General features: G+C 67.3%; 24 protein-coding genes and 1 pseudogene. 11 read left to right on the top strand and 14 right to left on the bottom strand.

All coding sequences use genetic code 11. The features are described 5' to 3' along the window. Positions 1-80: 80 nt before the first annotated feature. The 7 genes from adh to ACWPN3_RS06205 form a co-directional block, all read right to left on the bottom strand. A complete protein-coding gene (gene adh / locus ACWPN3_RS06235; RefSeq protein ID WP_109096481.1) occupies positions 81-1,601 on the bottom strand; it encodes an aldehyde dehydrogenase in 1,521 nt (506 codons plus the stop codon). A 169-nt stretch (positions 1,602-1,770) separates the two neighbouring features. Continuing rightward, a complete protein-coding gene (locus ACWPN3_RS06230) occupies positions 1,771-2,784 on the bottom strand; it encodes a formate dehydrogenase subunit gamma (protein ID WP_492243939.1) in 1,014 nt (337 codons plus the stop codon). A 37-nt stretch (positions 2,785-2,821) separates the two neighbouring features. Further along, positions 2,822-3,457, bottom strand: a complete 636-nt coding sequence (gene fdh3B, locus ACWPN3_RS06225) for a formate dehydrogenase FDH3 subunit beta (protein ID WP_098736175.1) — start codon at positions 3,455-3,457, stop codon at positions 2,822-2,824. Between the two features lie 22 nt (positions 3,458-3,479). Then, complete coding sequence (locus tag ACWPN3_RS06220) at positions 3,480-6,410, bottom strand: formate dehydrogenase subunit alpha (RefSeq protein ID WP_492243940.1); 2,931 nt, start codon at positions 6,408-6,410, stop codon at positions 3,480-3,482. A gap of 20 nt (positions 6,411-6,430) precedes the next feature. Further along, entirely contained in the window at positions 6,431-6,655 is a 225-nt protein-coding gene (locus tag ACWPN3_RS06215) for a twin-arginine translocation signal domain-containing protein (protein ID WP_492243941.1), read from the bottom strand. Next, on the bottom strand, positions 6,652-7,260 hold the full coding sequence (locus ACWPN3_RS06210; RefSeq protein WP_492243942.1) for a TorD/DmsD family molecular chaperone: 609 nt from the start codon (positions 7,258-7,260) through the stop codon (positions 6,652-6,654). Before ACWPN3_RS06210 ends, ACWPN3_RS06215 begins: the two co-directional genes overlap by 4 nt. Positions 7,261-7,400: 140 nt before the next feature. Continuing rightward, a complete protein-coding gene (locus ACWPN3_RS06205; RefSeq protein ID WP_492243943.1) occupies positions 7,401-7,607 on the bottom strand; it encodes a hypothetical protein in 207 nt (68 codons plus the stop codon). A 172-nt stretch (positions 7,608-7,779) separates the two neighbouring features. On the opposite strand from ACWPN3_RS06205, the gene nadA reads away from it, so the two are divergent. From nadA to nadC, 3 genes are all read left to right on the top strand, one after another. Continuing rightward, positions 7,780-8,790 (top strand): quinolinate synthase NadA, encoded by a 1,011-nt coding sequence (nadA, locus tag ACWPN3_RS06200; RefSeq protein WP_492261179.1) that lies wholly within the window; start codon positions 7,780-7,782, stop codon positions 8,788-8,790. 196 nt (positions 8,791-8,986) lie between these two features. After that, on the top strand, positions 8,987-10,636 hold the full coding sequence (locus ACWPN3_RS06195; RefSeq protein ID WP_492243945.1) for an L-aspartate oxidase: 1,650 nt from the start codon (positions 8,987-8,989) through the stop codon (positions 10,634-10,636). Next, the gene (gene nadC, locus ACWPN3_RS06190) at positions 10,621-11,454 is read left to right on the top strand and encodes a carboxylating nicotinate-nucleotide diphosphorylase (RefSeq protein ID WP_492243946.1); all 834 of its coding nucleotides are present in this window, start codon (positions 10,621-10,623) and stop codon (positions 11,452-11,454) included. Before ACWPN3_RS06195 ends, nadC begins: the two co-directional genes overlap by 16 nt. 59 nt (positions 11,455-11,513) lie before the next feature. On the opposite strand, the gene ACWPN3_RS06185 is transcribed toward nadC, so the two are convergent. Further along, positions 11,514-12,068, bottom strand: a complete 555-nt coding sequence (locus tag ACWPN3_RS06185) for a carbonic anhydrase (protein WP_109452444.1) — start codon at positions 12,066-12,068, stop codon at positions 11,514-11,516. Between ACWPN3_RS06185 and ACWPN3_RS06180 the strand changes: the two genes are divergently transcribed. Then, on the top strand, positions 12,060-12,488 hold the full coding sequence (locus ACWPN3_RS06180; protein ID WP_492261178.1) for a hypothetical protein: 429 nt from the start codon (positions 12,060-12,062) through the stop codon (positions 12,486-12,488). The two genes, ACWPN3_RS06185 and ACWPN3_RS06180, sit on opposite strands and share 9 nt — an antisense overlap. 138 nt (positions 12,489-12,626) lie before the next feature. Here ACWPN3_RS06180 and ACWPN3_RS06175 read toward each other — a convergent pair whose 3' ends face one another. Then, complete coding sequence (locus ACWPN3_RS06175; protein WP_109096472.1) at positions 12,627-13,799, bottom strand: mandelate racemase/muconate lactonizing enzyme family protein; 1,173 nt, start codon at positions 13,797-13,799, stop codon at positions 12,627-12,629. Between the two features lie 150 nt (positions 13,800-13,949). Here ACWPN3_RS06175 and ACWPN3_RS06170 point away from each other — a divergent pair, with 150 nt between their 5' ends. The 3 genes from ACWPN3_RS06170 to ACWPN3_RS06160 all read left to right on the top strand — a co-directional run bounded on the left by ACWPN3_RS06170 (position 13,950) and on the right by ACWPN3_RS06160 (position 16,040). After that, entirely contained in the window at positions 13,950-14,942 is a 993-nt protein-coding gene (locus ACWPN3_RS06170; protein ID WP_492261177.1) for a LysR substrate-binding domain-containing protein, read from the top strand. Positions 14,943-15,088: 146 nt separating this feature from the next. Then, positions 15,089-15,319 carry a hypothetical protein gene (locus tag ACWPN3_RS06165; protein ID WP_109096470.1) on the top strand — a complete coding sequence of 77 codons (231 nt, stop codon included), beginning with the start codon at positions 15,089-15,091 and terminating at the stop codon, positions 15,317-15,319. Between the two features lie 130 nt (positions 15,320-15,449). Next, complete coding sequence (locus ACWPN3_RS06160) at positions 15,450-16,040, top strand: hypothetical protein (protein ID WP_492243949.1); 591 nt, start codon at positions 15,450-15,452, stop codon at positions 16,038-16,040. 59 nt (positions 16,041-16,099) lie between these two features. Here the strand turns inward: ACWPN3_RS06160 and ACWPN3_RS06155 are convergent, their stop codons facing one another. After that, a complete protein-coding gene (locus ACWPN3_RS06155; RefSeq protein WP_492243950.1) occupies positions 16,100-16,537 on the bottom strand; it encodes a flagellar export protein FliJ in 438 nt (145 codons plus the stop codon). Next, complete coding sequence (gene fliI / locus ACWPN3_RS06150; RefSeq protein WP_109096468.1) at positions 16,534-17,871, bottom strand: flagellar protein export ATPase FliI; 1,338 nt, start codon at positions 17,869-17,871, stop codon at positions 16,534-16,536. The genes ACWPN3_RS06155 and fliI overlap by 4 nt, the downstream gene beginning before the upstream one ends. Before the next feature lie 269 nt (positions 17,872-18,140). On the opposite strand from fliI, the gene ctrA reads away from it, so the two are divergent. The 4 genes from ctrA to ACWPN3_RS06130 all read left to right on the top strand — a co-directional run bounded on the left by ctrA (position 18,141) and on the right by ACWPN3_RS06130 (position 19,943). Continuing rightward, positions 18,141-18,881 carry a response regulator transcription factor CtrA gene (ctrA, locus tag ACWPN3_RS06145; RefSeq protein WP_098736190.1) on the top strand — a complete coding sequence of 247 codons (741 nt, stop codon included), beginning with the start codon at positions 18,141-18,143 and terminating at the stop codon, positions 18,879-18,881. Positions 18,882-19,140: 259 nt separating this feature from the next. Beyond that, entirely contained in the window at positions 19,141-19,350 is a 210-nt protein-coding gene (locus ACWPN3_RS06140) for a cold-shock protein (protein ID WP_012977930.1), read from the top strand. Between the two features lie 113 nt (positions 19,351-19,463). Then, a complete protein-coding gene (locus ACWPN3_RS06135) occupies positions 19,464-19,670 on the top strand; it encodes a hypothetical protein (protein WP_492243951.1) in 207 nt (68 codons plus the stop codon). 48 nt (positions 19,671-19,718) lie between these two features. Further along, positions 19,719-19,943 carry a hypothetical protein gene (locus ACWPN3_RS06130; RefSeq protein WP_109096467.1) on the top strand — a complete coding sequence of 75 codons (225 nt, stop codon included), beginning with the start codon at positions 19,719-19,721 and terminating at the stop codon, positions 19,941-19,943. A gap of 126 nt (positions 19,944-20,069) precedes the next feature. On the opposite strand, the pseudogene ACWPN3_RS06125 reads toward ACWPN3_RS06130, so the two are convergent. The 3 genes and pseudogenes from ACWPN3_RS06125 to ACWPN3_RS06115 form a co-directional block, all read right to left on the bottom strand. Next, positions 20,070-20,910, bottom strand: a pseudogene (locus ACWPN3_RS06125) (CheR family methyltransferase). Continuing rightward, on the bottom strand, positions 20,907-22,073 hold the full coding sequence (locus ACWPN3_RS06120) for a protein-glutamate methylesterase/protein-glutamine glutaminase (protein WP_492243952.1): 1,167 nt from the start codon (positions 22,071-22,073) through the stop codon (positions 20,907-20,909). The pseudogene ACWPN3_RS06125 and the gene ACWPN3_RS06120 overlap by 4 nt, the downstream one beginning before the upstream one ends. Positions 22,074-22,136: 63 nt before the next feature. Further along, positions 22,137-22,502, bottom strand: a complete 366-nt coding sequence (locus ACWPN3_RS06115; protein ID WP_045583532.1) for a response regulator — start codon at positions 22,500-22,502, stop codon at positions 22,137-22,139. Positions 22,503-22,533 lie beyond the last annotated feature (31 nt).

Raw genomic sequence — 22,533 nt, 5'->3', positions numbered from 1 at the left:
TCACGAAACCACACGGAGAAAGAAAAAAGGCCGGGGGACACGCCCCCGGCCCAGGTTTGCCCGATAGGGAGGAGCAGGGCTCAGAAGAAGCCGAGCGCTTTCGGGCTGTAGCTGACCAGCAGGTTCTTGGTCTGCTGGTAGTGGTCGAGCATCATCTTGTGCGTCTCGCGGCCGATACCGGACTTCTTGTACCCACCGAAGGCGGCGTGCGCTGGGTACAGGTGGTAGCAGTTGGTCCAGACGCGGCCGGCCTGGATGCCGCGGCCCATGCGGAAGGCGCGGTTGCCGTCACGGCTCCACACGCCGGCGCCCAGGCCGAACTCGCTGTCGTTGGCGATGGCCAGCGCCTCTTCCTCGGTCTCGAAGGTCGTCACGGCGACGACCGGGCCGAAGATCTCCTCCTGGAAGATGCGCATCTTGTTGTGGCCTTCGAGGATGGTCGGCTGCACGTAGTAGCCGCCCTCCAGCTCGCCGCCCAGATGGGCGCGCTCGCCGCCGATCAGGACCTTGGCGCCCTCGGCCTTGCCGATCTCGATGTAGGAGAGGATCTTCTCAAGCTGCTCCTGCGACGCCTGGGCGCCGATCATGGTGCCGCCGTCCAGCGGGTGGCCTTGGGCGATCTTGGCGACGCGCTCGACCGCCAGCTTGATGAAACGGTCGTAGATCGACTTCTGGATCAGGACGCGGCTGGGGCAGGTGCAGACCTCGCCCTGGTTCAGCGCGAACATCGCGAAGCCTTCCAGCGCCTTGTCGAGGAACTCGTCGTCGGCGGCCATCACGTCTTCGAAGAAGATGTTCGGCGACTTGCCGCCCAGCTCGACGGTCGACGGGATGATGTTCTCCGACGCGTATTGCAGGATCAGGCGGCCGGTCGAGGTCTCGCCGGTGAAGGCGATCTTCGAGATGCGCTTGTTGGTGGCGAGCGGCTTGCCGGCCTCGATGCCGAAGCCGTTGACGATGTTCAGCACGCCGGGCGGCAGCAGGTCGCCGATGATCTCGGCCAGCACCATGATCGCCATCGGGGTCTGCTCGGCCGGCTTCAGCACGATGCAGTTGCCGGCGGCCAACGCCGGGGCCAGCTTCCAGGCGGCCATCAGCAGCGGGAAGTTCCAGGGAATGATCTGGCCGACGACGCCCAGCGGCTCATGGAAATGGTAGGCGTAGGTGGTGTGGTCGATCTCGGCGATCGAACCTTCCTGGGCGCGGATGCAGCCGGCATAGTAGCGGAAATGGTCGATGGCGAGCGGAACGTCGGCGGCGCGGGTCTCGCGGATCGGCTTGCCGTTGTCCAGCGTCTCGGCCAGCGCGATGACCTCCAGCCGCTCTTCCATGCGGTCGGCGATCTTCAGCAGGATGTTCGAGCGCTCGGTCGGCGAGGTGCGGCCCCAGGCATCCTTGGCGGCGTGGGCGGCGTCGAGCGCCAGCTCCACGTCGGCGGCTTGGGAACGGGCGATCTCGCACAGCGGCTTGCCGGTGATCGGGGTGAGATTGGTGAAGTATTGGCCATCCACCGGCGCAACCCACTGACCACCGATATAGTTGTCGTAGCGGGGGCGGAGCGCGATCTGCTTCTGGAGCGTGTCGAGAGCCTGGTGGAGCATTTGGGCCGTTCCTCTCAGTGTGGTGAACCGGTCAGGTCTCCGGTCCAGCGCGTTTGTCGAGGGCCATTCAGCCACTCTGAGAGGGAGGGGGTAAATTGTACTATGGAAGGAGACGGTCGGCGGGTGGGATTGTTCGTGTCCCACCCTATGAAAGCATCGGTGTGTCGCTTCACTCCGCCGGCTGGCGCCCCTCGACATAGCCCTTGCGCAGCTGCTCCTGATACCAGCGGCGGTGGTGCTCCATCGCCCAGTTCTCGTCCACCTCGCCGCAGCCCATGGCGTCGAAGGCGCCTTCCATGCCGATGGTGCCGATGTAGATGTGGCCGATCACCGCGGCGATCAGGCCCGCCGCCAGCAGGCCGTGGACGACGTGCATGATCTGCATGCCGCCGATCCCGGAAACGGCGAAGGGCACCATCATCAGATAGCCGGTGGCCGCCATGCCGATGCCGCCCAGCACGATGCTCCAGAACACCAGCTTCTGTCCGGCGTTGAAGCGCCCGGCTTCCGGATGCTGCCCACCGGCCTTGGAGAAGAGCCCGCCTGCCGTCCTGATCCAGGTCCAGTCGGCCTTTTCCGGAATGTTGTCGCGCAGCCACAGGCCCATGATCATCAGCAGCCCGACGACGAAGGGCACGCTGACGAAGTTGTGGATCGACTTGGCGTATTCCGCCAGCGGCGTGAAGGCTTGATGGCCGATCAGCGGGATCAGCAGCGGCCGGCCGAAGGTCAGGATCACCCCGGTCAACGCCATGAGCAGAAAGCTGACCGCCGTCGTCCAATGGGCGAAGCGGTCCAACCCGTTGAAGCGCAGGACCAGCCGCCCCGACTTGCCGCCATGGATGCGGATGGTGCCGCGATAGAGGAAGAAGATCGCCAGGACCGCCGTCATGCCAATGGCGAGCCCGGCGATCGCCAGCCGCAGCGTGTGGGTGCGCCACTCCCGCCATTCCCGCCCTTCCGGCTGGACCAGCACCGCCAGCTTTTCGTCCGGGATGCTGACGCGGCCGATCAGCTTGTCGTCCTGCGGGACGTAGAGCGGCACCTGCTCCTTGGTGGTCGGCGAGTTCTGGCCGGGCACCTGGGTGAGCTGCGCTTGTGCGAAAGTCGAAGCGGCCAAACTCTGAACGGCCAGCAGGGCGATCAGCAGCAGGGTGTGCAGGGGGAGTCTGGTGGGGCGCATGATGGTCTCCCGGAATGGACTTTACTTGCGGAGGCGCTCACGCCCCTCCCGTGCCAGGCCCGCCCGGTGCGAAGGGAGAGCCGCGGTCGTTGCGGCCATAGGCGGTCGACCAGCCCGGCGCGCCCGAGCCGTAGCCGCGGCGCAGCGAGCGCTCCTGATAGATGTCGGCCAGCACTGCCCCGTCGCCACCCATCAGCGCGCGGGTGGAGCACATCTCGGCGCAGAGCGGCAGCTTGCCCTCGGCCAGCCGGTTGGCGCCGTATTTCTGGTATTCCTCGACGCTGCCGTCCGGTTCGGGACCGCCGGCGCAGAAGGTGCACTTGTCCATCTTGCCGCGGCTGCCGAAGTCGGTGGTGCGCGGGTATTGCGGCGCCCCGAATGGGCAGGCGTAGAAGCAGTAGCCGCAGCCGATGCAGAGATCCTTGCTGTGCAGCACCACCCCATCCGCCGTTTGTAGGAAGCAGTCGACCGGGCAGACCGCGGCGCAGGGCGGGTCGTTGCAGTGCATGCAGGCCATGGAGATCGACCGCTCGCCCGGCTTGCCGTCGTTCAGCGTGACCAGCCGGCGGCGGTTGATGCCCCACGGCACCTCATGCTCGTTCTTGCAGGCGGTGACGCAGGCGTTGCATTCGATGCAGCGTTCGGCGTCGCACAGGAACTTCATCCGGGCCATTGTTCTGTTCAGCTCCCGTACGTCACGCCGGCTCGACCCGGCAAAGGGTGACCTTGGTTTCCTGCATGAAGGTGACGGGGTCGTAGCCGTAGGTCGTCACCCCGTTCACCGGCTCGCCCAGCACGATGGGGTCGGTGTCGGGCGGGTAGTTGCCGCGCAGACTGTCGCCCTGCCAGTAGCCGGAGAAGTGGAAGGGCATGAACACCGTGCCGCCGCCGACGCGGTCGGTCACCAGCGCCTTGACCTTGGCCTTGCTGCCGTCCTCCGGCCCATAGACCCAGACCCAGGCGCCGTCCCTGATGCCCAGCCGCTCGGCGTCCTTGGTGTTGATCTCCGCGAACATCGACTGCTGCAACTCGGCCAGCCACGGGTTGGACCGGGTCTCCTCGCCGCCGCCCTCATATTCGACCAGCCGGCCGGAGGTCAGCACCATGGGGAAGCGCTGGCGCAGGTCGCTGTCCGCCACCTTGAACTGGAGCGAGCGGGCAAGCTGGACCAGACGGAAGTCGCGCCGGTCCTCGATGGCCGGGAAAGCCTTCACCAGATCGGGGCGCGGGGAATAGATCGGCTCGCGGTGGACCGGCACCGGGTCGGGCAGGTTCCAGGCGACGGCGCGCGCCTTGGCGTTGCCGTGCGGCACGCAGCCATGCTTCAGCGCAACGCGGATGATGCCCATCGACAGATCGGTCTGCCAGCTGACATTGTCCACCTCGGCCCCGCCGCCGCCGCCGCCGCCGCCGCCGCCGATGGCCTGGATGACGCGCATCTCGTCCGGCGTCAAGTCCTTGTCCCAGCCCAGCTTCTTCAGCACGGCCATGGTGAATTCGGGATAGCCGTCCTCGATCTCCGACCCCTTGGAATAGGAGCCGTCGGCCAGCAGCGAGACGCCGTTGCGCTCCACCCCGAAGCGGGCGCGGAAGACGCCGCCGCCGTCCATCACATGCTTGGAGGTGTCGTAGAGCACGGCCGATCCCGGATGCCTGATCTCCGGATGGCCCCAGCTCGGCCAGGGCAGGCCGTAGTAATCGCCGGCGCAGGGGCCGGAGGCGGCCCGCATGGTGATCTTGTCGAAATCGGCCTGATGCTTCATGTGCATCTTCAGCCGTTCCGGCGACTGGCCGGTGGCGCCGATGGACAGGCAGCTTCGGTTCATCTCGCGCAGGATGTCCTCCGGCACCGGCCGGTCCTTCTCCACCGTGATGTGCTTGAACATCTCGTCGGCGAAGCCGAGCTTGCGCGCCAGCAGATAGATGATGGCGTAGTCGTCCTTCGACTCGAAGATCGGCTCCACCACCTTCTCGCCCCACTGCATCGAGCGGTTGGAGCAGGTGCGCGACCCGTCGGTTTCGAACTGGGTGCAGGCCGGCAGGATGTAGGTGCCGTTGCGCCGCTCTTTGATGGCGGCGAAGGTGGTCGGGTGCGGGTCGGCGATGACCAGAAGGCTGAGCTTCTCCAGCCCCTTCACCATCTCCGGCATGCGGGTGACGGTGTTGCCGCCATGGCCGAAGCACATCATGGCGCGGAGCGGGCTCGGCTGGTCGATCTCGCCGGGCTTCGCCAGCACGGCATCGAACCAGCGGGTGGTCGGGATGCCCTTGGCCTCCATCAGGTCCTTGGTGGCGAAGCGGCCCTTCAGATAGTCGTACTCGACGTCCCAGGCGCGGGCGAAATGCTTCCACGCCCCTTCCGCCAGCCCGTAATAGGCGGGCAGCGTGCTGACATCGAGGCCGAAGTCGGTGGCGCCCTGCACGTTGCAGTGGCCGCGGTAGATGTTGGCGCCGCCGCCGGCCACGCCGATGTTGCCCAGCGCCAGCTGCAAAATCGACAGGGCGCGGACGTTGGCGGTGCCGACCGTGTGCTGGGTGACGCCCATGCACCAGATCACCGTGCTGGGCTTGTTCTTCGCCAGCGCCTCCGCCACCCGGCGAAGCTGCGACCCGGGGGCGCCGGTCACCCGCTCCACCTCTTCCGGAGTCCATTTCTTCACCTCGGCGCGGATCTCGTCCATGCCGTAAACGCGCTGGCGGATGTACTCCTTGTCCTCCCAGCCGTTTTCGAAGATGTGCCACAGCAGGCCCCAGGCGACCGGGATGTCGGTGCCGGGGCGGATGCGGACATACTCGGTGGCATGGGCGGCGGTGCGGGTGAAGCGCGGGTCGATGACGATGAAGGGGGCGCGGTTGTGCTCCTTGCCGCGCAGCATGTGCTGCATCGACACCGGGTGCGCCTCGGCCGGGTTGCCGCCGACGATCACCAGTGCCTTGGAGTTCTGGATGTCGTTGTAGCTGTTGGTCATGGCGCCGTAGCCCCACGTGTTCGCCACGCCGGCGACCGTGGTGGAGTGGCAGATGCGCGCCTGATGATCGACGTTGTTGGTCCCCCAGAAGGCCGCCAGCTTGCGGTAGAGATAGGCGCCCTCGTTGGAGAACTTCGCCGAGCCGAGCCAGAACACCGCGTCCGGCCCGGATGCCTTGCGGATGTCCATCAGCTGGTTGCCGATCTCCTCGATCGCCTGGTCCCAGCCGATGCGCTGCCACACGCCGTCGACCAGCTTGAGCGGGTACTTGACGCGGCGGGTGCCCTTGGTCAGCTCGCGCACCGAAGCGCCCTTGGCACAGTGGGTGCCCTGGTTGATCGGGCTTTCCCAGCCCGGCTCCTGACCGACCCAGACGCCGTTCTGCACCTCGGCGATCACCGTGCAGCCGACCGAGCAGTGGGTGCAGACATTCTTGCGCGTCACCACCTCGACATTCGGCAGGATGGGGCCCGCCTCCGCCTTGCGGATCATGGCACCCGGCAGCGCGCTGACGGCGGCGATGCCGCCCGCGGCAAGGCCGGACCGGCGCAGGAAGCCACGGCGGCTGACGCCCGATTCCAGACTGTCGGCCAAGGCCGCGACCAGACCGGACCGCTTTGCGCCTGCCGCTTTCGCCGAGCTGCGTTTGACCAGCATGGACACCCTCCGGATCGCCCTTAGAGGCGGTTCAGCGCGTAGAAGCGCTTGACGTGTTCGGTTTCGCGGTAGCGGGCCTTCACCTGCTCCTGCGGCGATTCCATTGCCTGCGCCTCGTCGCCGACCGGCAGCACAGCCGCCGCCGCGGCGCCGGCGGCCCCCAGGCCCAGCGTCTTCAGGATGTCGCGGCGTTGCAGCGGATTGCGTGCGGGGGAATTGCACGACGGATCTTGCGGCGTCTTCATGCGTCGGCCCCTTCCAATTCGTCGATCTGTCTGCTCAGGGCCTCCTGCTCGATTTCCAGGAACAGGCGGCCGATGGTGCCGACCGGGCGGTAGAGGCCGGCCGCTTCCGCCGCCTCCAGATCCTGGAAGAAGCGCCCGGCCCAGGGCGTCAGGTGGCTGTCCAGCATGTGGCGCTGCACCGCCGGGTCGGCCCCCTCGCGGATCAGCACGGCCATCACGTCGCAGAGCGCGGCGATGTGGTCCTCCGGCTCCGACACGTCGGGTGCCCGCTCCAGCCCCAGGGCCTGGAGGTCGGCGCGCAGGGCCGACAGCGGCCGGTCGGTCAGGAAGCCGGTGCGGTAGTAGGAGGCATAGGGGACCAGCTCGCCCTGGACGACGCCGATGAACAGCGCGTTGAACTCCCGCTCCGCCGCCTGTGGTTCGGTGGCGCGGGCACGGGCGGCCAGATCGTCGAAGGCCCGGCCGAGCGGCGTCGCGTCGCCGGTGAGGCCGCCCAGCAGCGCCAGCAGGTCGGCGCCCGGCGGGGCGGCCAGCGTCAGCGCCAGCAGCCGGTAGACGTCGGCACGCAAGTCTTCCGCGCCGCTTTCCGGATCATGAACCGTCATCACACTCCCGCAAACCGCTCCGGAAACCCTGTGTGGGGCCATGGTCGGCCCGAGCCTGGTTAACGGCCGGCGCGGGCAAAAGTTGCCTTACCCGGTCGGGGCTACCCTGCCGGGGTCATCCGTTTTCCCCGTTGGCCGGATCACTTCCGCATGTTGCCGGCCTGCTGGGGGTCGATCTGCGGACGGCCGGAGAAGTTGCGGTGCGCAACCGACGCCTCCTCTCCCACCCGCGCTCCGCTCGACGCGAAGGTCTCGTCGGCGCTGCGGGCGAACAGGCTCGGAAGCACCGCCCAGGCGCCGCCCGCCAGGACAACGATGGCGCAGAGCGCAGCAAGGAAGGCTTTCATCGGCAAAACTCCAGACAGCGCTGACCGGGGGGACAGGCCACGCTGCCGGCCTTCCCCGCCACCGCACAACGCCGCTTGCGCCGGATTGTTTCCGCTCCGCCTTTTCTTCTTGATATGCTCGTATCGAGCACATATGGTTTTGCTCAGAACGAGCATAGAGCGGAGCCGTCCGATGCCCGAGGTCGCCGAACTCGCCTACACCCCTGCCGTCGCCGCGGCGACCGCGCCGATCTTTGAGCGCATGAAACGTGTCGTGCCGGCCATCGAATGGCCCTTCCACGCGCCGCTGGTCCACGCCATCAACGAGCTGAAGCGCGAGCGCAACGCCGTCATCCTGGCGCACAACTACCAGACGCCGGAGATCTTCCACGGCGTGGCCGACATCGTCGGCGACAGCCTGGCGCTGGCCGCCAAGGCGACCGAGACCGATGCCGACGTGATCGTGCTGGCCGGCGTGCATTTCATGGCGGAGACGGCGAAGCTGCTCAATCCGGCCAAGACGGTGCTGATCCCCAGCCGCAACGCCGGCTGCTCGCTGGCCGACAGCATCACCGCCGCCGACGTCCGCCTGCTGCGCGAGGCCCATCCCGGCGTGCCGGTGGTCGCCTACGTCAACACCTCGGCCGAGGTGAAGGCGGAGGTCGACATCTGCTGCACCTCGGGCAACGCGGTGGAGGTGGTGGAATCGCTGGGCGTCGACCGGGTGATCTTCCTGCCCGACGAATATCTGGCGAAATATGTCGCGACCCAGACCAAGGTGGAGATCATCGCCTGGAAGGGCCATTGCGAGGTGCACGAGCGCTTCACCGGCGCGGAGATCGGCGAGTTCCGCCGCCGCTTCGACCGGCTGACGGTGATCGCCCATCCCGAATGCCCGCCCGATGTGCTGGAGGCCGCCGATTTCGTCGGCTCCACCGCCCGCATGATCGACTTCGTCGGCACCGAGAAGCCGCCGCGGGTGCTGATGGTCACCGAATGCTCGATGAGCGACAACGTCGCCGCCGCCTCGCCCGAGACGGAGTTCGTGCGGCCCTGCAACCTGTGCCCGCACATGAAGACGGTGACGCTGTCGAGCATCCTCAACTCGTTGCGGACCCTGGAGCCGCGTGTCGAGATCCCGGACGCGCTGGCCACCCGCGCCCGCCGCTCGGTTGAGCGCATGCTGGCGGTGAAGCCGAAGTAACCCCCTCTCCCCGCTCTCGCGCAAACGAAGTTTGCGCTGACGCGACAGGCGGACCTTTGGTCCGCCGAAAGCGGGGAGAGGGTCGGGGTGAGGGGGAACCGCTTCGAGGATCTCTTCGGCTTCGCCGAACCCCCTCATCCTAACCTTCTCCCCAGGGGGGAGAAGGGATCTGCTCGCGTTGTGTAGGAGTCCCCCCATGACCTCCAGCACGCCTTACGATGTCCGCGATGCCGATGTGATCGTCGTCGGCTCCGGCCTTGCCGGGATGACCGCGGCGCTGCAACTGGCGCCGCGCGCGGTCACCTTGATCACCAAGACCGCCGGCCTGCCCGGCGGCTCCAGCCTCTACGCCCAGGGCGGCATCGCCGCCGCCGTCGGTCCCGGCGACCGGCCGGAGGACCATGCCGCCGACACCGTCGCCGCCGGGGCCGGTCTGGTCGATGCGGCGATGGCGGCCCTGCTGACCCGCGAAGGCGCCGCCGAGGTCCGCCGCCTGCTGGAGGACGGCCTGCCCTTCGACCGTGCGCCCGACGGCTCGCCGCTGCTTGGCCGCGAAGCCGCGCATGGTGCAGCGCGCATCGTCCATGCCGGCGGCGACGCCACCGGCCGCACCCTGGTCACCACCCTGGCCGACCGCCTGCGCGCCACCCCGTCGGTGCGGGTGGAGACCGACGCCTTCGCCGTCGATCTCGTGCTGCGCAACGGCCGGGTCTGCGGTCTGCTGGCCTGTCATGGACAGGGCTGGGTGCTGCACCGGGCACCGCGCGTGATCCTGGCGACCGGCGGCATCGGCGCCGCCTTCGCCCGCACCACCAACCCGGCTGAGGCCACCGGCGACGGGCTGGCCATCGCCGCGCGGGCCGGTGCCACTCTCGCCGACCTGGAGTTCGTCCAGTTCCACCCGACGGCGCTGGCCGTCGATGCCGACCCGGTGCCGCTGCTGACCGAGGCGTTGCGCGGGGCGGGCGCCCTGCTGCTCGACCGCCAGGGCCACCGCTTCATGCTGGACGAGCATCCGTTGGCGGAACTGGCGCCACGCGACGTGGTCGCCCGCGCCATCGGCCGGCGCGTCGCGGCGGGGGAGCCGGTGTTCCTCGACCTGCGCCCGGCGCTGGCCGCCAAGCCCGGCGGCTTCCCCACCGTGCTGGCCCTCTGCGCCGAGCATGGGCTCGACCCCTTCGCGGAGCCGATGCCGGTGGCGCCCGCCGCCCACTACCATATGGGCGGGGTGGTCACCGACGCCGACGGGCGGACCAGCCTGGAGGGGCTGTGGGCCTGCGGCGAGGTCGCCTGCACCGGCGTCCACGGCGCCAACCGGCTGGCGAGCAATTCCCTGCTGGAGGCGCTGGTGTTCGGCACCCGCGTCGCCCGCGACGTGGCGGACCGCCCGCTGGCGCCGCTGCCGCCTTTCGCCCTGCCCCGTCCGCCGGCGGTCGCCGCCGATGTCGGCCATGCCCTGCTCGATGCCATCGGGGCGGAGGCGCGGACGGCGCTCTATGACGGGGCCGGGCTGGTGCGCAACGGGCTGGGGCTGCTGGCCGCCCGGCGCAAGCTCGATCGGCTGGCGGCGGCGCTCGACATGCTCCGCTGCGAAGACGGCGACACCCACGACACCGTCCAGGCTCCGCCGGACATCGTCCGGCACTGGGGCGAGGCCCGCAACCGGCTGCTGGTCGGCCGTCTGGTCGTCCATGCCGCCCTGGCGCGGGAGGAAAGCCGCGGTGCCCATTGCCGCAGCGACCATCCCCTGCCGAACCCCGCTTCCCTCTCCCGCACCCTAACCCTCAGCGACCTGGCCGGCGCCGCCGGCCCCCTGCCCGGAGACGCCGCATGCTGCATCCTCTGACCGTCGAGCCCATCGTCCGCGCCGCCCTGGCGGAGGATCTGGGCCGGGCCGGCGACATCACCACCGACAGCATCATCCCGGCCGACGCGGTGGCGACCGCCCGCATCGCCGCCCGCAAGGACGGCCGCGTCGCCGGGCTGGAGGCGGCGCTGATCGCCTTCCGCCTGCTCGACCCCGGCATGTCGGTGACGGTGGAGCGCGCGGACGGCGACGACGTGCTCTCCGGCGGCACCATCGCCACCCTGACCGGCAAGGCCCGCGCCCTGCTGACGGCGGAGCGCACGGCGTTGAACCTGATGGGCCGGCTGTCCGGCATCGCCACCGCCACCCGCGCCCTGGTGCGCGAGGTGGAGGGCACGCAAACGCGCATCGTCTGCACCCGCAAGACCACCCCGGGCCTGCGCGTTCTGGAGAAGCATGCGGTCAAGCTGGGCGGCGGCTTCAACCACCGTTTTGGGCTGGATGACGCCGTGCTGATCAAGGACAACCACATCGCCGTCGCCGGCGGCGTGCGCCCGGCGGTGGAGCGCGTCCGCGCCGCCATCGGCCACATGGTCAAGGTGGAGGTCGAGGTCGACACGCTCGATCAGCTGGACGAGCTGCTGGGCCTGCCGGTCGATGTCGTGCTGCTCGACAACATGGACCCGGACACGCTGCGCCGCGCGGTGCGGATGGTGGATGGCCGTTTGCTGACCGAGGCATCGGGCAACGTCACGCTCGCCACCGTGCGCGCCATCGCCGAGACCGGCGTCGACATGATCAGCTGCGGCTGGCTGACCCACAGCGCCCCGAACCTGGACCTGGGTCTGGACATGTGACGGCCGCCTGCCGGCACTCCTTCCTCGGAACCGGGGGAGGAATGCCGGTCATCCTGCCGCTATGCCGCCATCGTCTCGACCTTGCCGTCGAGATCCATGATCAGCAGTTCGACCTCCAGATCGGGATGGCGCTGTTTGGCAATCGTCCGGAGCTTCGTCAGATACTGGCCGTGCACGTCGCTTTCCCGGCGCGGGTCACCGGCCAGATCGAGGTTGAGGAACGCCTTGTACGCACCGCAATCGCGGTGATCCATGACGATCAGCCGCTTCACATGATGCAGGTCGCGGGCGATCTCCACCTCATCCCAGAAGGCTTCGCCCCAGGCCGGCTTCTTGTCGTTCAGCGCGCCCAGGCTGGCACCGGCCAGGACGATATGGTCGTATTTCTCCTTGAGACTGCGCCCTTCCATGTACTCGGCCACCCGCGCCATCAGCCGGTAGTCCATGCAGGTCAGCAGCAGCGTGTCGACCCCCCCGGCCTGCGCCGGGCGGCTCATCATCATCGGCGCCATCAGCGTCACGCCGGCGCCCAGCGTCGCCAGCTTCAGGAACCCGCGGCGCGAGCTGTGTTCGCCCTGGCAGCAGCCATGGTGATGACCGGTCGAGTGATCCATCTTGCCCTCCAACACGCCTCGAACCCATATCGAGGTTTCACGCGCAATGGTGGCAGCGGATTGTTAAAAATTTCAATATACGGCCTACCACCATATGGAAAAGCAATAAAAATTCACTCTTGCGACATTTTTGGACAACACTCTCCACAACCCGACTTCACTCCCTGCCGGAATGAAAACGGGCCGCCCGGCGAGGGGCGGCCCATTCCTGTGCATGGATTTTCCTGGTCGTCAGCGTTCGGCCGTCACCCGCCGCGCGTGCTGCTGGGCGCCGATGTTCCTGCCGACCCGACGGTGCTGGAGGCCGGCGGCGGCGACGCGCTCGCGCTGTGGTTGGGCGAACAGTCCGCGTTGGCGATCCCCGCCGTCAGGAGAGTGGCGAGACCGAACAAAGCGGCGACGACCGGACTGGCTCCATGAGACATTGGATCACCTCCTTTCTGAAACGTTGCGACCTCCAACAGATTGACACAGTAAAGCGCTCGGTCAATGGCCGAATCGACCATTGGCGATGCCGTCTCCCAATGGAACAGGTCCGGACCTTGAACCTGAGTGCAGTTATCTGGTTTCCAGCAGCCCGCTCATCGTCGCGAACAGTTCCGACTTCGCCTCGAAACCGACGCCGGGCAGATCGGGCAAGCGCACGCGGCCATCCTCGACTGCGATACCGTCGGCGAAACCGCAGAAGGGCTTGAAGACGTCCGGATAGGATTCGTTGCCGCCCAGATGCAGGCCGGCGGCGATGTTCAGCGACATCTGGTGCCCGCCATGCGGCACCACCCGACGGCTGGACCAGCCATTGTCTTTCAGCATGTCCAGCGTGCGCAGATACTCGACGAGTCCATAGCTCAAGGCACAGTCGAACTGCAGCCAGTCGCGGTCGGGCCGCATGCCGCCATGGCGGATCAGGTTGCGGGCATCCTGGTGGGAGAACAGGTTCTCGCCCGTCGCCATCGGCCGGTCGTAATGGTTGGCGAGTTCGGCCTGCAGCGCATAGTCCAGCGGATCTCCGGCCTCCTCGTACCAGAACAGGCCGTAGGGCTTCAGCGCCTCGGCGTATTTGATCGCGGTGGCGAGGTCGAAGCGGCCATTGGCATCGACGCACAGGTTCTCGCCCGACCCGACCACCTCCAGCACCGCGTCGATGCGGCGGAGATCCTCCTCCAGCGGGGCGCCGCCGATCTTCATCTTCACGACCTTGTAGCCGCGGTCGCGGTAGCTGCGCATCTCGTCCTGAAGCGCCGTCACATCCTTGCCTGGATAGTAATAGCCGCCCGCCGCGTAAACCCAGACGCTGTCGTCGGCCACCCCACCGCGGTAACGGTCGGCCAGCAGGCGGTAGAGCGGCACGCCGGCGATCTTCGCCACGGCATCCCACACCGCCATGTCGATGGTGCCGACGGCGACGGAGCGCTCGCCATGGCCGCCTGGCTTTTCGTTGGTCATCAGCCGTGCCCAGATGCGGAACGGGTCGAGGTTCTCGCCGGTGTCGTCCAGCAGGCTGTCGGGTGCGGCCGACATCAGCCGGGGGATGAAGCGCTCGCGCAGCAGCCCGCCCGCGGCATAACGGCCGTTCGAGTTGAAGCCGTAGCCGATCACCGGCTTGCCGTCGCGCACCACGTCGGTGACCACCGCGACGACGCTGCACGTCATCTGGCTGAAATCGATGAAGGCGTTGGCGATGTCGGACTTGATGCCGGCGGTCTGCTCGCGGATTTCGACGATGCGCATGGCGGTTCCCCTTGCAGCGTGGTGGCGCGTTTCGTGCCGGCACTGTAGGGATGTTGCGGGCCGCCGGGCCAATGCCAAGGTCGGAACGCATCATGCGGGTTCGGCATAAGGGCACCGGGCCGGCCCGGCAGACGTGACGAAGATTGGGCGATGGAACTCTCCTGGCTCGACGATTTCCTGGCGCTGGTGGATTGCGGCAACTTCTCCCGCGCCGCCGACATGCGCCGCCTGACCCAGCCGGCCTTCAGCCGCCGCATCCGCGCGTTGGAGGATTGGGCCGGCACCCCGCTGTTCGACCGCAGCGCCCAGCCGGTGACCCTGACGGAGGCTGGCCGCCGCTTCCGCCCCTTCGCCGACGAAACCGTGCGCCGCCTGCTGCAAGGCCGGGAAGAGGCCCGGCTCGCCGCCCAGTCGGAAGCGGCGACCCTGCGCTTCGCCGCCACCCATGCGCTGTCGCTGACCTTCTTCCCCTCCTGGCTGCGGGCGCTGGAGGCGCGGGCAAGGCTGGGCGCCATCACCCTGTCGTCCGACAGCATGGAGGCCTGCGAGCGGCTGATGCTGGCAGGCCAGGCGCAGTTCCTGCTCTGCCACGCCCATCCGGCGGCGGCCGGCCGGCTGGATGCGGAGTCCTTCCGCTCCGTCGTCGTCGGCGGCGACCGGCTGCTGGCGGTGACCGCCCCCGATCCCGGCGGCCGCCCACGCCATCTGCTGGCGGACGGCCAGGACACCGCGCTGCCGCATTTGTCCTACAGCCGCGAATCCGGCATGGGCCGCATTCTGGAGGCGGTGCGGGCGGCACATCCGCTGCCCAATGCGCTCGACACCGTCTTCACCTCCCACCTCGCTGCGGTCCTGCGCACGCTGGCGCGCGACGGGCGCGGCGTGGCCTGGCTGCCGGAAAGCCTGATCGCCGAGGATCTGGCACGCGGCTCCCTGGTGCGCGCCGGCGTGCCGGCCGGCGACGAACGCTGGACTGTGCCGGTGCAGATCCGGCTGGTCCGCCCGCGCGCGCGCCAGAGCAAGGCGGCCGAAAGCTTCTGGACGCTGGCGGTCGAAGCGGCGCTGTGGCGGAACGCCGAGTCGCCGCCGGAGCCCGCAGCGCAGGTTGCCGGAGCGGAAGCAACCGCCGAAAAACAGTTGTGACCCTTTGCCCGCAAGTCACTTTGATCGTTGACATTCCCGGAAAAGCTTCTCCACCGAAGCGATTTCGCTGGCGCTAACCCTTTCGATCAGGCAAAATTTGCCTAGTTGGGTTGAGAAGCGTCGCGTCAGCGACCGGAGGAACGATCATGGGCGTCAGCAGCATTGGCGGCATCGGCGGCTATCAGCAGCAGCCATACGTCACCCCGCTCAGCAGCGGCCCGGCCGCGGCGCAGCGGTCGACCTCGCCCGTCGAATCCGCACAGGAAGACCAGACCGAGCGCACCCGCCGCCAGCAGGAGGCGCAGACGGCCCAGAGCGGATCCAGCGGCGGCAACACCACCGCCACCCGCGGCCAGAACCTGAACATCACGGTCTGATCCATACCGGATCACACGACAGGTCCGGTGCGGCAGGGTCGGTCAAGGAGAGCATCGAGGGGCGGCGCCCGCCAAGGGGTTGTCCCAGGGGCAACGCCTGGAAAGCGGGCAAGAAGCGCAGGAGGCAGCGATGGAGATCCGTGGCGTTTCCAGCACGACGGCACTCCGCCCGACTGCTTTCCAGCCGACCGAAGCCGGCGCCGCTTCCCCGTCGACTCCAGTCCAGGGCTCCGGTAGCGGAACCTCTGGCGAAGCGGAGAAATCCTCCGGAGCCGGCTTCATCAGCCCGTTCATGCGCTACGACCAGGGCGCGCGGGTGGCCGTGCTGTATTTCCGTGACTTCGACACCGGCGAAACCCAGGACCAGATCCCGTCCCAGCGCGTGGTGGAGGAATACCGCCGCACCGCCAACCGCCTGTCCCAGGAGGACGAGCGGAAAGCCGCCGCGGCGAAGAGCGGCTCGGACGGATCGGCCGGCGGCGCGGGGACATCGTCCGGCAGCGGCTATGGCGCAGCGGCGAGCGGATTCGGATCAACCGGCACGACGGCCGGCACGGCGGCCAGTCCGTCGATCGGCGTGTCCTTCGCCAGTGCCCCCGGCAGCAGCGGAACGGCGGCAGGGTCAGCCACAGCAGAACCGACGACCGGCGGCGTCACACCGGCCGCGACGGGCGGATACGGCGGCGGGTCGCCGGGTGGACTGGTTTCGGTGACCGTCTGAAGGGCTTGACCGGGCAGCCTTGAACCGGGCAGCGCGTCCGATTGCCCTGCCCGCAAGCCTTACCCCCCGGTCGCCTCCTCCTCCTCCGCCTGCCGGCGCCGGAACCCCACCAGCGCGGTTTCGTCGAGCATCGCGGCCTCCTTGCGCTTCTGCTTGTCGCGTTCGCGCTTCAGCCGCTCTTCCTCGGCCAGTTCGTAGCGCTTCAATTCCTGGAAGGCTTCGGCCATCTCGTCGGTGGCGATGTTGATCTGCATCTCCACCTGTCCCAGCGATTCGCCCAGCTTGCGGCCGCGCTCCATCGCCGCCTGGGCGAAGTTGGAATAGGTGAAGGACACCGAAAAGTCGTCGCGCACAGTTTCCTGCTCGTGCACGATCTCCTGCTTCACCTTCTCGATCTCGTTGCGCAGCCGGTCGGCCAGCGTGTGGAGGTCCGCCAGGACGCGACGCTTCTCGTCCAGTTGCAGCTTTTGCAGGCGGATGATCGTCTTCAGGCTCATTGCGGCCACTGCACCCCAAAGATTTCAGCGAGCATGGCGTAGCTGGTCTCCAGATCGGTGGCCTCGCGCTTGCTCTGCTTCAAAAAGGCTTCCAATGCCGGCTGGAAGTGGATCGCCTCGTCCACCTGCGGGTCGGTGCCGCGGCGGTAGGCGCCCAGCCGGATCATCTCCGCCATGTTGTCGTAGGACGACAGCAGGCGCCGGGCATGGCCGACCAGCTCGTTCTCGTTCGCCGTGTTGCAGCCGGGCATGGTGCGCGACACGCTGCGCAGGATGTTGATGGCGGGATAGCGCCCGCGCTCGCCAATCTGGCGCTCCATCACGATGTGGCCGTCCAAGATGCCGCGCACGGCGTCGGCGATCGGCTCGTTGTGGTCGTCGCCGTCCACCAGCACGGTGAACAGGCCGGTGATGGTGCCCGATCCGACAACCCCCGGACCGGCGCGCTCGAGCAGGCGCGGCAGTTCGGCGAAGACGGTCGGCGGATAGCCCTTGGTCGTCGGCGGTTCGCCGGCCGACAGGCCGATCTCGCGCTGGGCCATGGCGAAGCGGGTGACGCTGTCCATCATGCACAGCACATCGCGGCCCTGGTCGCGGAAATGCTCGGCCACCGCCAGCGTCATGTAGGCGGCCTGCTTGCGCATCAGCGGCGCTTCGTCCGAGGTGGCGCAGACGACGACGCTGCGGGCCAGCCCCTCCTCGCCCAGATCCTCGGTGATGAATTCCTGCAATTCGCGGCCGCGCTCGCCGATCAGGCCGATCACCGCGACCTCCGCGGCGGAGAAGCGCGCCAGCATCGACATGACCGACGATTTGCCGACGCCCGATCCGGCGAAGATGCCCATGCGCTGGCCACGGCAGCAGGTGAGGAAGGCGTTGATGGCGCGGATGCCCAGATCCAGCTTCTCGCCTACGCGGGCCCGCGAATGGGCGTTGGGCGGCGTGTTGCGGATCGGCGTGCCCTGCGGCCCCTTGGGCAGCGGCCCCTTGCCGTCCACCGGCTCGCCAAGCGCGTTGACGACGCGGCCGAGCCAGGCATCCGTCGGATAGATCCGCGCCTGATCGCCCGCAACCAGCGCCCGGCAGCCCAGCCCCACCCCATCCAGCGCACCGAACGGCATGGCGAGCGCCCTGCCCTGGCGGAAGCCCACCACCTCGCACGGGACCTGACGGCGGTCGCGCGTCTCGACGATGCAGCGGCCGCCGACCGACAGTTCCTTCTCGATCCCGCCGACCTCGACCATCAGGCCGGATACGGCGGTGACGCGGCCGTACCGGCTGGAGTCCGGGATTTGGTCGATGTCGCGGATCAACTGATCGATATCGAACGTCATGGATCGGATACCGGCATTTCCAGGGCAGGCGGTCCCAAGACGGGAGGCGCCCCTATTAAGTGGTAGCTCAGTGGACGGAGGGGACGTTAACCACCATGATCGCATCTTGCGATGGAAGGATTAACGTTGTGTAAGCGCTTGGCACTGGCGTTAAGCTGAATCGTCTGTTAACTTGTGTAAACGGGATGGTTGAAATCGGTCATCAAGGATCGGGGGCCATGTCCGGGGTCGGGTAGCGAAAGCGCGCCATCAAACGTCGGGATATCGCCATGAGGGTTCTGCTGGTTGAAGACGATTCCTCCGTCGCCAAAAGCATCGAGCTGATGCTGAACACGGAAGGTTTCATCGTCGATTCTACCGACCTGGGTGAGGACGGACTCGAGATCGGCAAACTCTACGATTACGACATCATCATCCTCGATCTGATGCTGCCGGACATCGACGGTTACGAGGTTCTTCGCCGCCTGCGCGCCGCGCGCGTGACCACCCCGATCCTGATCCTGTCCGGCCTGACCGAAATGGACAACAAGATCAAGGGTCTGGGGTTCGGCGCCGACGACTACCTGACCAAGCCGTTCGACAAGCGCGAACTGATCGCCCGCATCCAGGCCATCGTCCGCCGGTCGAAGGGCCATTCCGACAGCATCATCCGCACCGGCCGCCTGACCGTCAATCTCGACACCCGCACGGTGGAGGTCGACCAGTCGCCGCTGCACCTGACCGGCAAGGAATACGGCATCCTGGAGCTGTTGAGCCTGCGCAAGGGCACGACGCTGACCAAGGAGATGTTCCTCAACCATCTCTATGGCGGGATGGACGAGCCGGAACTGAAGATCATCGACGTCTTCGTCTGCAAGCTGCGCAAGAAGCTGGCCGCCGCGACCCAGGGCGACAACTACATCGAAACGGTGTGGGGCCGCGGTTATGTGCTGCGCGACCCGCACGAGGAAATCGTCGAAGGCAATCCCCCGCCGCCGCCGCGCGTGCCGCAACAGCAGGCCGCCGGCTGACGCTTCACCGGTTCTCCTTTTTCTTTTGCCCACCCCTCCACGCCCGGCCGTCTTTCACCTTGAAAGCCGGACCGGGCGTTCCCATACTTGGTGGGTCATTCTGCTTCGGACTGCGGGGCTTTCAAAAGCCCCCACGCTCAGCCCCTCTTTTTTCGCCATCGCAAAATTCGATCGCGAGCACCTGGGGGCCGCCAATCCCACACCCAGTCTGATGCGCCGCACCGGTGGTGTGGCGCCCTTTGCGTTATGGGAGACAGACATGCCCGTCGGCACCGTCAAATGGTTCAACAGCACCAAGGGCTTCGGTTTCATTCAGCCGGAAAGCGGCGGCCCGGATGTGTTCGTTCACATCTCCGCTGTCGAACGCGCCGGGCTGCGCAGCCTGGTCGATGGCCAGAAGATTTCCTACGAGGAGCAGCGCGATCCGAAGCGTGGCAAGACCTCGGCGGAAAATCTGAAGGCGGTCTGACCGCCTGACCGCCGACCTGCGGAAAAAGGGGCATCGGGAAACCGGTGCCCTTTTTCCGTGTTGAACAAGTCCCTGTCGCCCAGATGCAGGGCTCTGCCCAGAGGAGATCCGCGATGGCTTTCAAACCGAATTACAACCAGCAGCGGGCCGAGCGCAACCGGGCCAAGGAACAGAGGAAGCAGGAAAAGCTTCAGCGTCGCGAGGAAGGCGTCGCCGCCCGCCGCGCCGGCGATCCGGACGGGACGGAGAGTCAGGACGATTCCCTGACGACCGACACCGATGCCGATGCCGAGACCAAAACCGACACCAACAATGCCTGAACGGACGGCCGCAGGCGCGGCCGACCGCGACCATACGGAGGACAGGCCATGGCCCGTCAGAAGAAACAGCCCGTCGACAACGCGTTTGCGCTTTTCGACGTGATTTACCAGGACGGTGCGCGCACCTCGAACCGCAAGGTGCCGACCGCCGACATCGATCAGTTCGACCGCGAGAATTCCATTCGCACCTTCCTCGAAGCGCAGGATCGCAAGATCGCCGAAATGTCCGGCAATCCGCGCGGCCCGATCAAGTCGATCACGCCGTCGGCCTGAGAGTTGGTGCATTTTCCGGCTGTCATCCCCGCGAAGGCGGGGATCCAGCCGTCCGAACGATCGAGTTGGAAGCCTGGATCCCCGCCTTCGCGGGGATGACGTCCGTCAGGACAAGGATCCCAGGATTTATGCCACCTTGGCGCCGGCGGCCGAGAAGCCGCCCAGGCTGTAGAGGCCGCGCTGGCCCTCCACCGGCTTGAACTTGTCGGTGATGCCCAGCACCGTTTCAGCACCGCCCAGATACAGAACGCCGTCCTGCGGCATCTGGCGGGAAATCGACTCCAGAACCTTCGCCTTGGTCGGCTGGTCAAAATAGATCAGCACGTTGCGGCAGAAGACGATGTCGAACTGTCCCAGCGCCGACAAATCGCCCAGCAGGTTCCATTCGCGGAACGACGCCATCTGGCGCAGCTGCTGGCTGATCTGCCACTTGTCGCCGTTCTGCTTGAAATGCTTCACCAGCATGGTGATCGGCAGGCCGCGCTGCACCTCGAACTGGGTGTAGATGCCGGCCTTCGCCCGCTCCACCATTTCCGCCGAGATGTCGGTGCCGACGATCTCGATGCGCCAGCCGGCCAGCTTCGCCGCCTCGTCGTTCAGGATCATCGACAGCGAATAGGCTTCCTGGCCCGACGAACAGGCGGCCGACCAGATGCGCAAGGACCGCTTGGCCGCCCGCGCCTCCATCAGCTTCGGAAGCACCAGCTGGCGGAACTGGTCGAAAGGCTTCTGGTCGCGGAAGAAGGACGAACTCGTTGGTCGTCATCGCTTCCGTGATGTCACGCAGCAGCGCCTCGTCCTTGCGGGTGCGGACGGTGGTCGCCAGCTCCTCGAGGCCCTTCATGTTCCACTTGCGCGCCACCGGCATCAGCCGGGATTCGAGCAGGTACGCCTTGTCACGGGTGAGGACCAGGCCGGAACGCTGCTTGAGCAGCGTGGAGAACATGTCGAAATCTTCGACTCTCATGCTGCCCTCGAAGCGAGCTTGCGGATGTGGGGACCGATTTCCTTGAGCGGCAGGATGGCATTGCAGATGCCGGCTTGCGCCACGGCACCGGGCATGCCCCAGACCACGCTCGATGCCTCGTCCTGGGCGATCAGGGTGCCGCCGCCATTGACCACGTCGGTGCAGCCCTTCAACCCGTCCTGTCCCATGCCGGTCAGGATGCAGGCCAGGATCTTGCGGCCGCCGAAGGTCTTCAGGATCGACCGCATCATCGGGTCGACCGCCGGGCGGCAGAAATTCTCGGGCGGATCCTTGCTGAGGGCGATCACGTTGGCGCCGCCGCGCTGGGTCACCAGCATGTGGAAGTCGCCGGGCGCAATGTAGCAGCGGTTCTGCACGATCGGCTCGCCGTCCTTGGCCTCCCGCGCATCGATCCCGCATTGGCGGGTGATGTGCTCGGCCAGGATGGTGGTGAAGGTCGCCGGCATGTGCTGGGTGATCAGGATCGGCTGGCTGACGCCGGCCTTCAGGTGCGACAGCACCTCGAACAGCGCCTGCGGGCCGCCGGTGGAACTGCCGATGGCGATCACGTCCGGCTTGGTGGCGATGGTGCCGGCCGGAGTCGGCCGGGTGACGATCGGCCCGACCTCGCGCTTCAGCAGCCCCAGCGGAGCCGCCGGGGTCAGCGGCCGGATCTCGCCGCGCGAGCGCGATCCGGCGCGCCGGGCGGCTGCGCCCAGCGCCTTGACCTTGGCGACCAGCTCGCGCTTGAAGTCCTCCGCCCCGCCGATCTCGCGGGTGGAGGTCGGCTTCGGGATGTAATCGGCGGCACCCGCCGACAGGCAGCGGATCGACACGTCGGCCCCGCGCAGCGTCAGCGTGGAGGCCATGATGATCTTCACCTGCGGCGCAACCGCCAGCAGCTTCGGGATGGCGGTCAGCCCGTCCATCACCGGCATCTCGATGTCCAGCACGATGACATCGATGGAATTGCGCTGCAGCGAATTGACCGCCATCTGGCCGTCGCCGACGGAGGTGACGACGCGGATGTCCGGGTCCCCTTCCAGCGCGCGGGTCAGCAGGCCGCGGATGACGGCGGAGTCGTCCACCACCATGACCCGGACGGGATCCGGGTTGGCCGGTCGCGCGGTGGTGAGGGGACCTCTGCCAAAACTGTCCGACATAACGGCGATTCGCCTTTCAACTCGACTGGTTCAACGCTGGCTCTCCCGACATCCCGCCCGGGGTCACAGAAGGCCGACCTGCGCGAACTTGGTCTGGATGATGTCGCTGTCGAAGGGCTTCATGATGTACTCGTTGGCCCCGGCGGACAGCGCCTCCTGGATGTGGGCAAGGTCGTTCTCGGTCGTGCAGAACACCACCTTGGGCTGTTCGCCCCCGCTCATCTTGCGCAACCGGCGCAGGAACTCGATCCCGGTCATCACCGGCATGTTCCAGTCCAGCAGGATGGCGTCCGGCATCTGCGCCGCGCAGGCTTCCATCGCCTGCTTGCCGTCCTCCGCCTCCGAGCAGGCGAAATTCAGCTCTTCCAGGATCTTGCGCGCGACCTTGCGGACAACGCGGCTGTCATCGACCACCAGGCAGGATTTCATTGCGGCAGGGCCTCAGGTCATCTGTTCGTCG

The organism is Azospirillum sp. UENF 111221 (assembly GCF_058780625.1).
Note: the sequence above shows the minus strand (reverse complement) of the source record. Positions and strands in the feature narration are given on the sequence as shown.